Below are 13228 nucleotides of genomic sequence, written 5' to 3'. Positions count from 1 at the left end.
TTAGATAGAAAAAAGGCTTTATTTATGGTCTGATAATTGTCGTTAAACAAAATACCGAGAACAGAGAATAAAGCCGATGATGATTATCTCCACTACAGTAATCTCAGTATGAAAAATAGAACTTACAATAATCCAATAATCGTTTATGGCTTAATAACTTGATCTTCAATATTAAATTTGAATAATGCATCCTCGTTTAAAGTTCTTGGTAGTAGCATTTTAACAATAGGCAAAAATTTACCTGTTGCGTTTTTATAATCACGCTGATCTTTTTGTGCATCAGCTAAACCTGAATTTTCTGAATAAAAAAGGGCTTCAATAGGTAATTTATTAGGCTCATTTTCTTCCCAGATTGAAATTCTGATTTCATTCTGTTTTGGTGGAGTATTAGGAGTACGTGGAAGTTTTTTGATACTTTCTAACATTTGATAGAAAGCTATAGCTGGATTATTCACATCTTGAGTAACATTAAATCCACATTGAAAAATATCTTGAGAGTTTACTTTCCTATAATTTTTTATCCAATCATCGGAATTCATCACATTTTGCTCTTGGCAAGATTTACCTTTACCTTTCGCCTTAGTGATATTTTCACCACAACCTTGATTCGCTCTCTCATTTGTATAGCCATCAATAGGAAATGCACACAATACAGAAAAATCGACTCTATCTTTAGGCGCTATATGTTCAGGGAAAACAATAAATCCATTTCTATATCCATAAGCTAAACGTTTAAACTTAGCGTCTTTCCTTAAATATGAAAAAGAAACACCACCACTTTTTATAGATGATGGGCTAGGTTGCCAAAATCTATAATCATTTGAATGTTTAGTGCCACGCAATATAACTCCAGAGCAAAGAAAAGCAGGTGATTGAGCATCACCACAATCTTTAACGGTATTATTATATTGTTGGGTCAATATATTAGCAATATCATTTTGTACATCGATTTTATTTTCTGTTTGCGTGAAAGCAAAAGTATTTTCTGAAAAAAAGACAATACTAAGGAGCAAACCTATGGCAGGCTTTTTCATAAAATCCTCACTTAATTTAAAGTGCGTTAATTGAAATTAAATTGTTCCCCATTTACTTCCTAGTAGAGTTTTTCATTGTTTTGCTTATATCACAACTATCAGATTTGATAGTTGTTCTAGTCAATTATTGGACTAATCTTAGTATTAACGTTTTGAAATATTTAACAATACCCAGGTTAAATTATGATTGACTTATATGAATTTTATTCGAATTGTGTTGTTGAGGAGTTTAATGATCTCCATTTTGTTATTAAAACCATTCAATCTATTACTGATATAGAATGGTATTCTCTCTTTTACTCTTCAACTAAAAGTAATATTAAAGAATCAAATTTCATCACCAATAATGATCAATTATCCTTAAACTATCAAAAAGATAAATATATCAATAACAATCCAATTTTTGAATATTGCATAAAAAACACTATCCCTTTCATATGGGATTGCAATAAACTAGAAAAAAAATCACTTTTTTCCCATGAAATTAAAGATTATGGAATAAATCATGGCATATCTTTTCCTATGCATGGTATTAATCATGAGTTTGGAATTCTAACTTTATCTTTTTATTGCAAAGAAGGTGATTATATAAGGACAATAAATAAAAATTTCAATCAACTAATAGCATTAAGAGATATCATACTACACTATTTAATTATTTTAAAAAACAAAAACAACAACATTAAATTGAGTAAAAGAGAAAAAGAAGTTTGCTCTTGGTATTTAATTGGAAAAACAACATGGGAGATATCACGCATACTTAATTGCTCAGAAGCAAATATTAATTTTCATTTTAAAAAAATTAGAGAAAAATTTAATGTTAACTCTAGAGGTGCAGCCATAATAAAAGCCATTGAAAATGGCCAAATAGAATTATGAAGCCTTGTTTTGCTATCAATTTTGATAGTTGTGATATAAGAAAAACAGTGAAAAACTTCATTAGGAAGTGAACGGAGAACAATTTAATTTCAATTAACGCACTTTAAATTAAGTGAGGATTTTATGAAAAAGCCTGCCATAGGTTTGTTCCTTAGTATTGTCTTTTTTTCAGCAAATACTTTTTCCTTCACGCAAACGGGAAATGAAACCGATGTACAAAATGATATTGCTAATATATTGACCCAACAATATAATAATACCGCTAAAGACTGTGGCGATGCTCAATCACCCGCTTTTCTTTGCTCTGGAGTTTTGATGAGAGGGACTCGGCCTGGATTTAAATTTTGGAAGTTAAATCCATCTTCTATAAAAAATAATGGAGTTTCTTTTTCATATTTAAGAAAAGATGCTAAATTTGGCAATACATTTGCTAGCGTAAATGGTTTTATTCTTTTTCCTGAACAGATGGCCCCTGAGGATAAGATTAAAGTTCCTGTATTATGCTCCTATGTTATTGATGCGAATACTTGGGGGCGTCAGGGAAATTATTGTGGCGCACCGCCTAAACCCTCAGATGGAAAATCATGCCAAGATTTTGGTGTTTTCACCGCTCATCAATTAAATAAGGCTATTGTAAGAAAATCTGCATGGGGAGTCTGTGCATTTGATGTTAGACCGACGGCTAAAGATCCAGCAGATGCTTTTTATCAAACATTACTTGCAATGCCTTATCATGGTAATGGTTTAAATTATAATGAGATAGTCGTTCAACCTTGGGATGAGAATAAGCCACAAACATTACCTATTGAAGCCCTTTTTTATTCAAACGGTGCAGGTTTAATTAATGCACAAAAAGATCAACGTGATTATAAAGATGCAACAGGTAAATTTTTACCTATTGTTAAAATCGAATTACCTAAAGGTACAAATGTAAAACAGGCAACAGATGCTGTATTTACATTTAACCCTAAAGATCAAGTTGTGAGTCAGTAATATAATATTGTAGTTATACCCTATGGATTTCAAGATGCATCGGAGCGGCAAAGGAGCGAATCCCCGGGAGCATAGGTAACTCTGTGACCGGGGGGAGCGAGTCGATTGTGTCATTATTTCGAGAGTGGAATACGAAAGTTTTGAAGAAAGCGCTTATTTATTACGATCATCAGCTAATGCTAAACATTTACTTAAATCATTAGAGCAGGTAAGTGGTAGGAGTTTGCAGGCAAGAGAGTTAGATAAATAAACGCTTTAATAAAGAAAAAGCGCCAAGAATGGCGCAATTATTATTTGAAACCAAATATTTTTTAGTTTATATCAGCGGCCAATTCAAGAACACCACGCTATCATTGTAATTATTATTGGTGCCGTTTTCAGCACCGATAATAGCTGTTCCCGGTTTTCCATCAAATATATTATCGAAATAACGCAGCTTGCATGGTTTGCCATTCCCCTCAATCTCAATACAGATTTTGCCTGTACCTGATGTGTAGGTTTTAGTCGCCATGAGATTATTTTGCCCTTTACCGGTTAATGTATCTACCAGAAGATCGTCAATATATACTTTTACAGTTTGCGAAATATTTGTATTCGCGTAGGCTATCAAGCCGAATCGAATACTGTGAGGTAACTGGAAACAATGTTTACCCGTGTCATTAGTACCACATGTTCCACTACAGACGCCACTATTGTCTCGGTGACTGCCTAATAAATCAATATCGACCGATACTGCCGCTTGAATATTTTTGAAGGCTAATCCTCTCCAACCCTCATTATCGCTGGAGATGATGATAGGTCCGGCATCAAGTGCATTCAATTTTTGATCGAACCGAATAAAAGAATCATCTTTGAAAAAATAAATAAAATTTCCATCAATAGTTGGCCACAAAATAGCGGCATCAAGGTTGGTACTAAATTCTGCATATTTCCCGGTCATTCCCCACCGGTCTGCAATAGTGCTGGTCTTAATTGTGTGTAAATCGATGGTGTAATCTACACAGTATCTACCTTTAAAAAAACAAACAGTGTTTGTGGTCAATTCTATGGCCGCATCTATTCCATTTTCCAGTTCTGTTCCTTTTAATCCAGGCCAGCCATCTATAATGAAGTTCGGTCCATCAACGACTTGTGCTTTCACGATATCGAATTTAAGATACAGTGAACCTTTGAAAAAATATAAAAAACCATTTAAATTAATAATATCGTCAATATATCTTTGGAACCCGGCAGGCAGGTTGGGCCAATCTTTATTGATGGGTTGGGGATAACCAATGTATGTGTTTAAACATTGATTATTGAATTTAATGTTTTCTTCATTCAGGAAGAAGTAACTAGATATATTCATTGTTATGTATCCTTTGTGATTAGGAAGTGATAGATAATTTAAATATTTTTAGTGCAATGAAATTAAAGTTTCATAATAAAGGCTAATAAATAGTAAGGTGGAATGATATCAATACTATGATTATGTGCCGGGGATGATGCTGTTGCCGGGTGATTATGTCCTTGTCCTCCCCCAGTGCCTGATGTATATGCGTAATTAGCACTGGTATTATATGTATCACTATTGTTATTTACTTTGAAAACAGTACGGCTGTCATTAGTCTTGTAAGTCTTAACATTATATAGCATTCCAATAGCAGCCCGATAAGCCATACCTCCAATATGGTTATGACTAGGTATTTGTGATTCTGTTAATATTGTATTTTCCACAGTAACATTTACCGAAACCGTAGTTAATGTTGTATCTATGGAAAAGTTTTTTCCATTCCCTCTCCCACTGGCTTTATTACTGCTTTTCCCTGTCTCAGAAATAGTTTCACTACACATGACAAAACGGTTTCTTAAATCTGGCGTTCCATTATTACCATCACAAAAAGCCCAGCCGGTAGGAGTATCTTTACCGGAGAACATCACAATCATTCCTTTTGGGAATACATTATTGGGATCAATACTGATTCCGCTACTGTCTACCTTAATACCATTATTTGCTTTAATTTTTACACTTAATCCATCTTTATCTGCTTTTAAGCCACCATCAGGGTTAATTTTTATTGCTTGTGTATAGTCATCACCCGGTTTTAGCGCTGAATTTGGATTATCAGTTCGACAGGGCGTTTTACCAACTTCATGGCGATCCATAGTATTGGTATTCTCTATATTGGATTCTGATGTGGACCGGTTATATTCTTTTTCCATTTTTATCACCTTGTATATAATATTGGGTTGTTTTATTTAACAATGAAATTGATGATTTTCCTTTATTTACTATTTGTATTTAAAATATAAAAACGTTTATTGCTTTGTTTTCATTGGTTTTGATAGCTACTGCAATAACATGATTTATAGATGTTATTATTTATATTTAAAAATTTAATTCAATGGTTATTTAAATAAGTTTATATGAAAAAACAATTATTGGGGGTGAATTTTTAGATACAGCATAAATTAATAACAGAGATTGTTAATGGATGTTTATTTCTATGATTATTCAATTTCAAGTATGACAAGGATGGGATAATGAATAGGGTTATTTTTATTGCTTGGGATAAGTGGATTGGTTTTATTTCTATGTTTATCGTGCTGCTGAAGAATTAATATGCCCGTTATCTTCCAAGTTGCCTTTTTACTGGCAACAAAATGATAAGAAGCTCGTTAATTCACTTAACGAGCTTCTTAAAGATATAAAAAGAACACCATTTTGCGGTGTTAATAAACCTGAGCTAATACAGATTAGTGCCTGTATTATTAGTGAGATTTCCGACTAAATCTGGCCATGCCCGGTTTTTGTGGATTGGAAACGAATCTGGGATTCCCGGTGCCTGGTTTCCAGCTTGCTTTCATTTTTGCGCCAATACTATTATAAAACTGATTCAGTTCATCGATATTATTAGCAATGGTCCATTGCCCTTTACTGACGATAGCAACCGGAAATTCGCCGGGTTCAGCAACCGCTTTGACAATTCCCCCGTGTTTCTTTATCTCTTCTTGTTCTTTATCCATCGCAAAAGCAGGGTAGCTTACTTGAGGACCATGCCTGATAACATTATGTTCTGTGTCTTCAAATGGTCGGTTTGAATCAGATTTAGCAATATATTTGTTAATGCGATCAATTATTTTCTTTTCTTCTGATGAATTGGATGGTACTGAATGTGGTTGAGTGGTGAAACTAATCATGTCATGCATATCATAATCACCGGTGAAAGGCAATGCGGCCCAGTTCTTTTTCTCTTTTAAAGGAGCCAGACTTGTTTCGAGATTGTTTAAATCTATGGGATAAATTTTCCCATTGACCTGTTTATCTGATAAACCGTGACCGCTGCTCATATAAATACCTTCGAGATGTCCCGTTTCTTTATTCCAGTGACCGACATAGCCTTCAATACCCGCCTCCTGTACTTGCTTTATGACATTTGAAGCTTCATCTTTGGGATAAGCTTTGTTAATTGAACCGGGTTTAATGGTTTTTTCCAGAATATCATGCCCCTTGGCCGCGGCGCCTTTACCTAAGGCTCTGAGTGTTGGTTCACCTGCTGCCCGAAAACTGACAGCAAAATTACCGAGTCTAGACGCTTTTTCAATTGCCTTCATATGGCCTTCCCAGATAAATTGCCTCTTAACTTCTTGGCGAACGGAGGAGTCGTTAGTCAGATTATTTGAAAGTGAAAGGTGTCCATCAGAAGGAATTGATAATGGAGATGTTCTACGGCTATTTTTACTATTCTGTGTGGGTATTCTCTGAGAATTAGAATATCTTGGCATATTTATAAATCCTTGGTCATTAGTTTGATCTATTATCTGTATAATTTTCTCTTTATTAATGATTTTATATTGAAGTTAAACTGTCGGAGTTTTCTTTAGCGATAATAATACCTGTTCCATTTACTTTAACCACGGTTTTTTGGCTATTTACCCATGTAGAAAGAATATCTTTTATCTTAGCTAAATAGATTGAACGAGTAATACCCGAAACTTCAAGAATAACACTTTCATTTTCCTGATTATCATTATTATCTGTTGTAGGTTCGGTTATTAGATTCACTTTAGCTAAGGCAAGGCGAATATCTTCTGTACCGCCTAAATCGGCACATAATTTATCTGCCAGAGCTTGGTTTATTTGTGAATTATCCAGGCTGGGTTTTTGAACCACCGAGGTCGATATTTGGCTAATTGGTGTCATATTGTTTTTAATATCTTGCAGTTTCATCGGTACGGTAATGGAATAGAGTAAAGAGAGGCGAGGGCGATTACCCAGCGCTTGCCAAAAATTACCTAAGCTATTTAAATTTTCCTGTTGGGGAATAACCCGGGTATAAGCACCGGGAATACCGGTTAATTGGCGGTTGTTGATTAACGCATTTAAAATTCGTGCCATCACTTGTGCAGCTTGATTATTGGGTTGGCTGTCTGGGCTGGAGCTATCACTAGAAGGCTTGCTGGCATCCCAGTAGGTGATTAAATAGTTACAATTGATATTGACCCATCCCGGTAATAATGTGTTAGTTATCGGGTTATAACGTCTTGATTCAGCGGATCGTAATTGTAGATCTTCATGTATTTCATAAAGAAATACACTCACTGTCGGTTCTGATTGAATAGAGTTAATTTCAGGTAGATCAAATCGAATATCAATTTTTTGACCGGAAATGTCTAAATATTGAGATAAAATAGTATTTAATGCTTGATTAATCTCGATAATCGCATTGTCAGAAGCAATGATGGTTGTCATGGTTGTTCCTATTCTATTAAATATTTAAAATGCTAATCGGCCAGTTTTATTTAATTCAAGTATCACGGCGCGATCGATATGTTTATTTTCGATTTGTTCACCGTTATCATTTGCTGATAGTATTGATGACAATAAAGCAATATTCCTGATATTAGCTCCGGTTAAATCAGCCCGTTTAGCCAGAAGGGCAAAATCAATTTCATTGGATAATAGCAATTGTTCCGGCCAAATGACTTGCCACATTTTTTTACGTAAATCTTCATCTGGATAAGTAAAACGGGTAATAAAGGTAAAGCGGCGATTAAACGCGCTATCTAAATGACTGCGATTATTGGTGGCTAAAATCACTAGCCCCGGATAATTTTCCAGTCGTTGTAATAAGTAAGATACTTCGATATTCGCGTGCCTGTCTTGAGCATCTTTGGTTTCACTGCGTTTGCCAAATAGGGCATCGGCTTCATCGAAAAACAGGACCCCGGAATCCGCTTCGGCCAGATCGAAAATACGAGAGATGTTTTTTTCTGTTTCACCAATATATTTATTTACTACGGTGGAAAGATCAACTTTAATCAGATCAACCCCAAGATAACCGGCAATCACCTCGGCAGCCATTGTTTTGCCGGTACCCGATTCGCCGTAAAATAGGGCGCTAATACCGGTACCGTAATTGATTTTTTCCTGAAAACCGGCGCCCAAAATTTGGTCACGGTAATTAATCGCTGAGATAATTTCTTTTAATTGTTGTGCTAATGTGTCTGAAACCACTAAATCGTCAAAACTGCGCTTTGGAGTAATTCGTTGAGCCAGTTTGCCGAAATTCTGTTGGGCGCGAAAACTTAATGCTTGACGCAGATCGGTTTCTTCCAGTTGGCCTTCTGGTTGCCGGATCATTTTATATTGATAAGCTTCTTCAAGAATCAGCGGTAATGTTTCCGCAGTAAAAGAGAAGCGCTGGCATAGCTGAGTAATATTAATTTTTTGGGCGATATTTTCCGGTAAGCTTGTTTTTAGTAAAGTTTCTTTATCGGTCAGTGTCGCAACGGGCATATTGATTTGCACCATTGGTAGATGCTTAATCCAGACTAATGCATCTCCCGGTTCTACCAGGCAAACTACGCGTAATTTCGGCTGGTTCAGCAAAATAGATAAATTGTGGTGTAATATTTTCTTTGCCTCTGTAAGCAAAGAAAAATTGCGAATTAATAAACAAGAGTTATGTAGCCGGGTTTCTCGTATTGCGTCTGCGAGCAGGCTGGATATTAGGGTTGTGTTTTCTTCATCGGGCAGGAGAGCTAAATCAAGAGTTAAGGTATTAATGCCATGAGATGCCATAATATTACTGACTGCTAATTCTCTGGCGCTGCCTTCTTTTCCCCGGAGTATCACCAGTGGTCGTATTTCATCAGTTTCATTCAACAATATCTTTTCCAGTGAATGATAAAGAGGCAGAGGATACCAATTATATGAAGCAGGCGTTTGCCAATTAGCACAGGTTATTAGGGGTGGTAAAAGTGTTCGTTGTCCCGATAAAAAATGCCAGATCGCGTTGTGGGTTAAAAATTGTGTTTGTAACCAGATAGATTCTTCATGATTATTGAGCCGTAATAATTGGTTACTGATTAACGGTGTTTGCGGCAGAAAACTGTTTTGTAGTAATTGCCGATCACCTTGGCGTTGGCTAAATAATTCAATGGCTAAAGTAAAACTGGGCCACTGTTTTTTACTGCTACCATTTAGAACGGCAAATAACGCATGATAACGGCTATCGAAATGGGGTAATAAACCTAATAATAAAACATCACGCTCAAATTCAGTCAGTTCAAAACGTTCGACCAATAATGATAATGCATCAAGGGCAGGGCTTGCCTCGATTTCTGGATCGCGAATAGGACTATTTACTTCAATTAACCAATGAGGAACTCCTTGCGGTGATATTAAACATTGTTCGACTTCATCTTCGGTCAGTAAAAAACTTTCCGGTAATGAGTCGTATTGGTCTCCCTTTTGATAATAATAGTGCTGTAATAGCAGATCGATACGTTCCAAATGGGGATAAATCCAGTGTAATTCAGCCATGCTACAGGGGATATTTGTCAGTAGGTAGTCCATATAAACCTTCTAAATATTTTTCCAGTCAATCTTTAAAGGGTGATCCAGCCAGGGAAGCTTGGCGATATTTAATGGCCACGGCCAATCGGTTAATAGCATATCAAACGGCTGATGTTCTACGATGATGTTGATTTCCTGATCACTGATCAGCAATTCACCCGGTCGTTGTAAAAACAGTTGGCGAGCGTCATTACGGGTTAATTTTTTCCAGCCGGGAAGTTGGTTAATAATGGCATCTAGCCATTGATCTATGATCAACTGTTTTTCTGGCTCAACAGGCGCTAATTCAATAGGTTCGTTAACCACTAATCCGCATAGAACGTTATTCAATATATTTAGTTCTGTCTGTATTTCTTCGTTTTCCCAAATCAGATAGTTAAGGAAATTAACTGCGCTAAATGGGGCTTGACGATGAATAAATTTTTGCTCTTCAAGTAAGCCAAATTGATTAAATAATGCGGGTAGAATCGGCCATAAAACTAATATTCCAGCATTATTTACTGGATATGGAAGAATTTGTTTAGGCAATAAGGCGTATTCTGAATGTGTTTTATTGATACTCTGTAGTTGGTTAGCGTTATTTCCTGTAATATGTCGGTTGTTCGATATTGGTGATATTCTCTGGTTTTTGGATATTACTTTCTGATTTGCAGTGTATTGATGTGTCTGAGTATCTTTAATATCAGCGTGAGTAACGGTTAATTTCTCATTAGATTTTCCTTTATCTGTATGGCTTGAAATGAAATGTTCTGGAGTATATTGGTTTCCATGAACATTTTTGCTGTTAATGTTAGTAATGACCGATTGTTTACTGGATTTGTTTTTATTCGTACGGTTTTGAGTAAAATACTTAGGTAAATATTGATTTTCCTGAACATTAATATTGTTATGATTAGTAATAATTGATTTTCTACCAAGTATATCTTTATCTGTATGATTTGAAATAAAATGCTCAGGTAAATATTGATCTTCCTGAGTATTAATGTTGTCATGATTAGTGACAATTAATTTTTCACTGAGCATATCTTTATTCATATGATTTGAAATTAAACGCTCAGATAAATATTGATATTCTTTAGCCGATAGATATTTTTTACTGAATGTTGCAACAGTAATAGTTTGCCATAATTGTTTTAACCAATTATTTAATGGAATATTGCGAGTGATAATTTGGCGAAATAACGTAATAATGGATGTTGTATTAAGTGTACCATTATCTAATTCAGCGGTGAGATGTGATAGCACTTTCACATCCAGTTCAGGTATCTCCTGTGTATTATTTAGCTGTATATATTGCAACGCATTGAGTATCAATTGTCCGGGGGAGACAGGCTCCCCCAAATATTGTGATCTGTTTATCCTTTCGGATAGTCTGTGGTTAATAGCGCTTAATAAAGTGGGTTGTTTGAGCATTAATAACCGTTGTAGACTTAGTTCAGATAAACAGCTTTTTGCTAAAAGCAAAACCCATTTATTTTCTATTCCAGCTAATTGGTTAACTAATTGTTGGATATTAATGTCAATATTTTGATGATAAGTTTTAATCTCTATTGAATTGGATGGGGAGTTCTTTTGATTTAAATAATGAATGAAATCTTCAATATTAATTGAATTATTGATATATAATAAAGAAGGTTTGTTGATTATTTCCTGTGGTTTTGATTGTGTTAGGGATGTTTTTTTCTCCTGATGATTAATTTGATATTGGCTTAATGCTTTATTTAGCGCAGTATTAAGCTTTACAGGGAATAGTGAATTAAAATTATGTAAATTTATTTCACCAAGATCCAGAGTTAATGTTTCTAAATAGATATCCTGATTAATGGGATGTTGAGTAAAGAATGTGTTAAATAACTTATTGATATCAGTTTGATTAAGCAGGGAGCCATGTAATATTTTTTTAGCCATCTGTTGATTATTAGCCTCAATAGTAATGGTAATTCGGTTTAATAGATTTGGCTCCCAAGGCATATTAATATTTCCTCTGTCGTGAATTTACGTAATAAATTTGAAGTGGGTTTTATATAGAATATATCACTATGATTAGCTAATTTATTTTTTCATAATGTATCTCATGAAATATATATTTGCTGCTACATGTGTTCCATATTCTAACTGCCAATAATTAGTACTTTTACCCATAGAGCCTGAAATTAAATTAATATGGTCAGTTGAGCCATGATTATCACTATTAGTATTTAAGTCAGGTGTACCATTACTTCCATCACACCATACCCAACCAGAAGGAGGGTTATCATAATTGCCATAGAATGGCACAATTGTTCCAGGTGGAATGATTAAATTAGCGAGTGCTGATGCAATTGATTGTATATCAATGCTTACGCCATCACTGTCTACTTTAATACCACTACCAGCCTTAGCTTTTACAGAGACGCCACTACTATCAACATTAATTCCATTGCTGGCCTTAACATCCAATCCTCCTCCAACTTTTACCCCCCAACCAAGATTCACAGAGATTCCTGTGGGATCAACGCTAATTGTATTATCTTTGGATTTTACAGAGACACCGTTCCAATCAGCGGTAATACCATTGCCGGCTTTAACATCTAATCCATCACCTATTTTTATTCCCCAACCAAGTCTTACGGATATCCCTGTAGGATCAACGTTAATTGTATTATCTTTGGCTTTTACAGCGACACCATTATTATCAACGTTAATACCGTTGCCTGCTTTAACTTTTACACCGTCTGAACCCAGTCCCAATCCACTTACACCACTCCAACCATTACCGGAATTACCCCCTGCTAATTTTAAATAAAGGCCAGAGCCGTCAGTGACTGTAATACCACCTTTATCCCAACATTTAACAGCTACCCCCTCGTTATCAATGGCAATAGCGCTGTTAGCCTTAGCTTTTACAGAAACGCCACTGCTATCAACATTAATGCCATTATTCTCCTTAGCTTTTACAGAAACGCCACTACCATCAACGTTAATACCATTACCCGCCTTAATTTTTACACCGTCTGAACCCAGTCCCAATCCACTTACACCACTCCAACCATTACCGGAATTACCCCCTGCTAATTTTAAATAAAGACCAGCACCGTCAGTGACTGTAATACCACCTTTATCCCAACATTTAACAGCTAGGCCGCTAGAATCAACAGAAATACCGCCGGTAGGGTTAGTTTTTACTTTCAGCCCGGAGCTATTATCCAGTTCCAGCGCTGAATTTGGATTATTAGTTTGATCTGGTGCTTTGCCCACTGCTCGGCGCCCGATATCAGCAATATCAATCAGGTCTGAATAATCAGTTTGTAGGGGAATACTGCCCGCTTTAAAACGATTTTTTAATTCATCTGATGAAGGCCCTATTGATTCAGGATTGGCATTTTCTGTATTGGATTGCCCAGTAGATAGATTATATTCTTTTTCCATTTTAGTGACCTTATATATAATATTGAATTATTCTGTTTTAAATATCCTGTAAATATTGCCTGATCATAAGAGA

At 35.5% G+C, this 13228-nt stretch carries 11 protein-coding genes; 3 read left to right on the top strand and 8 right to left on the bottom strand.

What is annotated here, in order from left to right; genetic code table 11:
- Positions 1-143: 143 nt before the first annotated feature.
- Positions 144-1034 (bottom strand): N-acyl homoserine lactonase, encoded by an 891-nt coding sequence (locus EAE92_RS17990; protein ID WP_229001750.1) that lies wholly within the window; start codon positions 1032-1034, stop codon positions 144-146.
- 183 nt (positions 1035-1217) lie between these two features.
- Between EAE92_RS17990 and EAE92_RS17985 the strand changes: the two genes are divergently transcribed.
- Entirely contained in the window at positions 1218-1913 is a 696-nt protein-coding gene (locus EAE92_RS17985; RefSeq protein ID WP_214069076.1) for a helix-turn-helix transcriptional regulator, read from the top strand.
- Positions 1914-2036: 123 nt separating this feature from the next.
- Positions 2037-2906, top strand: coding sequence for a hypothetical protein (locus tag EAE92_RS17980; protein WP_214069075.1), 870 nt, complete (start codon positions 2037-2039; stop codon positions 2904-2906).
- Between the two features lie 316 nt (positions 2907-3222).
- On the opposite strand, the gene EAE92_RS17975 is transcribed toward EAE92_RS17980, so the two are convergent.
- Together EAE92_RS17975 and EAE92_RS17970 are read right to left on the bottom strand one after the other, a co-directional pair.
- A complete protein-coding gene (locus EAE92_RS17975; protein ID WP_214069074.1) occupies positions 3223-4254 on the bottom strand; it encodes a fucose-binding lectin II in 1032 nt (343 codons plus the stop codon).
- A 62-nt stretch (positions 4255-4316) separates the two neighbouring features.
- On the bottom strand, positions 4317-5108 hold the full coding sequence (locus EAE92_RS17970) for a tail fiber protein (protein ID WP_214069073.1): 792 nt from the start codon (positions 5106-5108) through the stop codon (positions 4317-4319).
- A gap of 353 nt (positions 5109-5461) precedes the next feature.
- Between EAE92_RS17970 and EAE92_RS25030 the strand changes: the two genes are divergently transcribed.
- Positions 5462-5677 (top strand): type II toxin-antitoxin system YoeB family toxin, encoded by a 216-nt coding sequence (locus tag EAE92_RS25030; protein ID WP_248000714.1) that lies wholly within the window; start codon positions 5462-5464, stop codon positions 5675-5677.
- On the opposite strand, the gene EAE92_RS17960 is transcribed toward EAE92_RS25030, so the two are convergent.
- The 5 genes from EAE92_RS17960 to EAE92_RS17940 form a co-directional block, all read right to left on the bottom strand.
- Entirely contained in the window at positions 5658-6671 is a 1014-nt protein-coding gene (locus tag EAE92_RS17960; protein WP_214069072.1) for an Insecticial toxin, read from the bottom strand. The two genes, EAE92_RS25030 and EAE92_RS17960, sit on opposite strands and share 20 nt — an antisense overlap.
- 64 nt (positions 6672-6735) lie before the next feature.
- A complete protein-coding gene (locus tag EAE92_RS17955; RefSeq protein ID WP_214069071.1) occupies positions 6736-7638 on the bottom strand; it encodes a Pvc16 family protein in 903 nt (300 codons plus the stop codon).
- 24 nt (positions 7639-7662) lie between these two features.
- Positions 7663-9747: an ATP-binding protein gene (locus EAE92_RS17950; protein ID WP_214069070.1), complete on the bottom strand. Its 2085-nt coding sequence runs from the start codon at positions 9745-9747 to the stop codon at positions 7663-7665.
- 9 nt (positions 9748-9756) lie between these two features.
- The gene (locus EAE92_RS17945; RefSeq protein WP_214069069.1) at positions 9757-11718 is read right to left on the bottom strand and encodes a contractile injection system tape measure protein; all 1962 of its coding nucleotides are present in this window, start codon (positions 11716-11718) and stop codon (positions 9757-9759) included.
- A gap of 81 nt (positions 11719-11799) precedes the next feature.
- Positions 11800-13155 carry a tail fiber protein gene (locus EAE92_RS17940; protein WP_214069068.1) on the bottom strand — a complete coding sequence of 452 codons (1356 nt, stop codon included), beginning with the start codon at positions 13153-13155 and terminating at the stop codon, positions 11800-11802.
- Positions 13156-13228 lie beyond the last annotated feature (73 nt).

The sequence above is a fragment of the Photorhabdus hainanensis genome, assembly GCF_018448965.1.
Classification (GTDB): Bacteria; Pseudomonadota; Gammaproteobacteria; order Enterobacterales; family Enterobacteriaceae; genus Photorhabdus; species Photorhabdus akhurstii.
The sequence above is the reverse complement of the archived record's forward strand: the minus strand, read 5'-3'. Positions and strand labels throughout refer to the sequence as shown.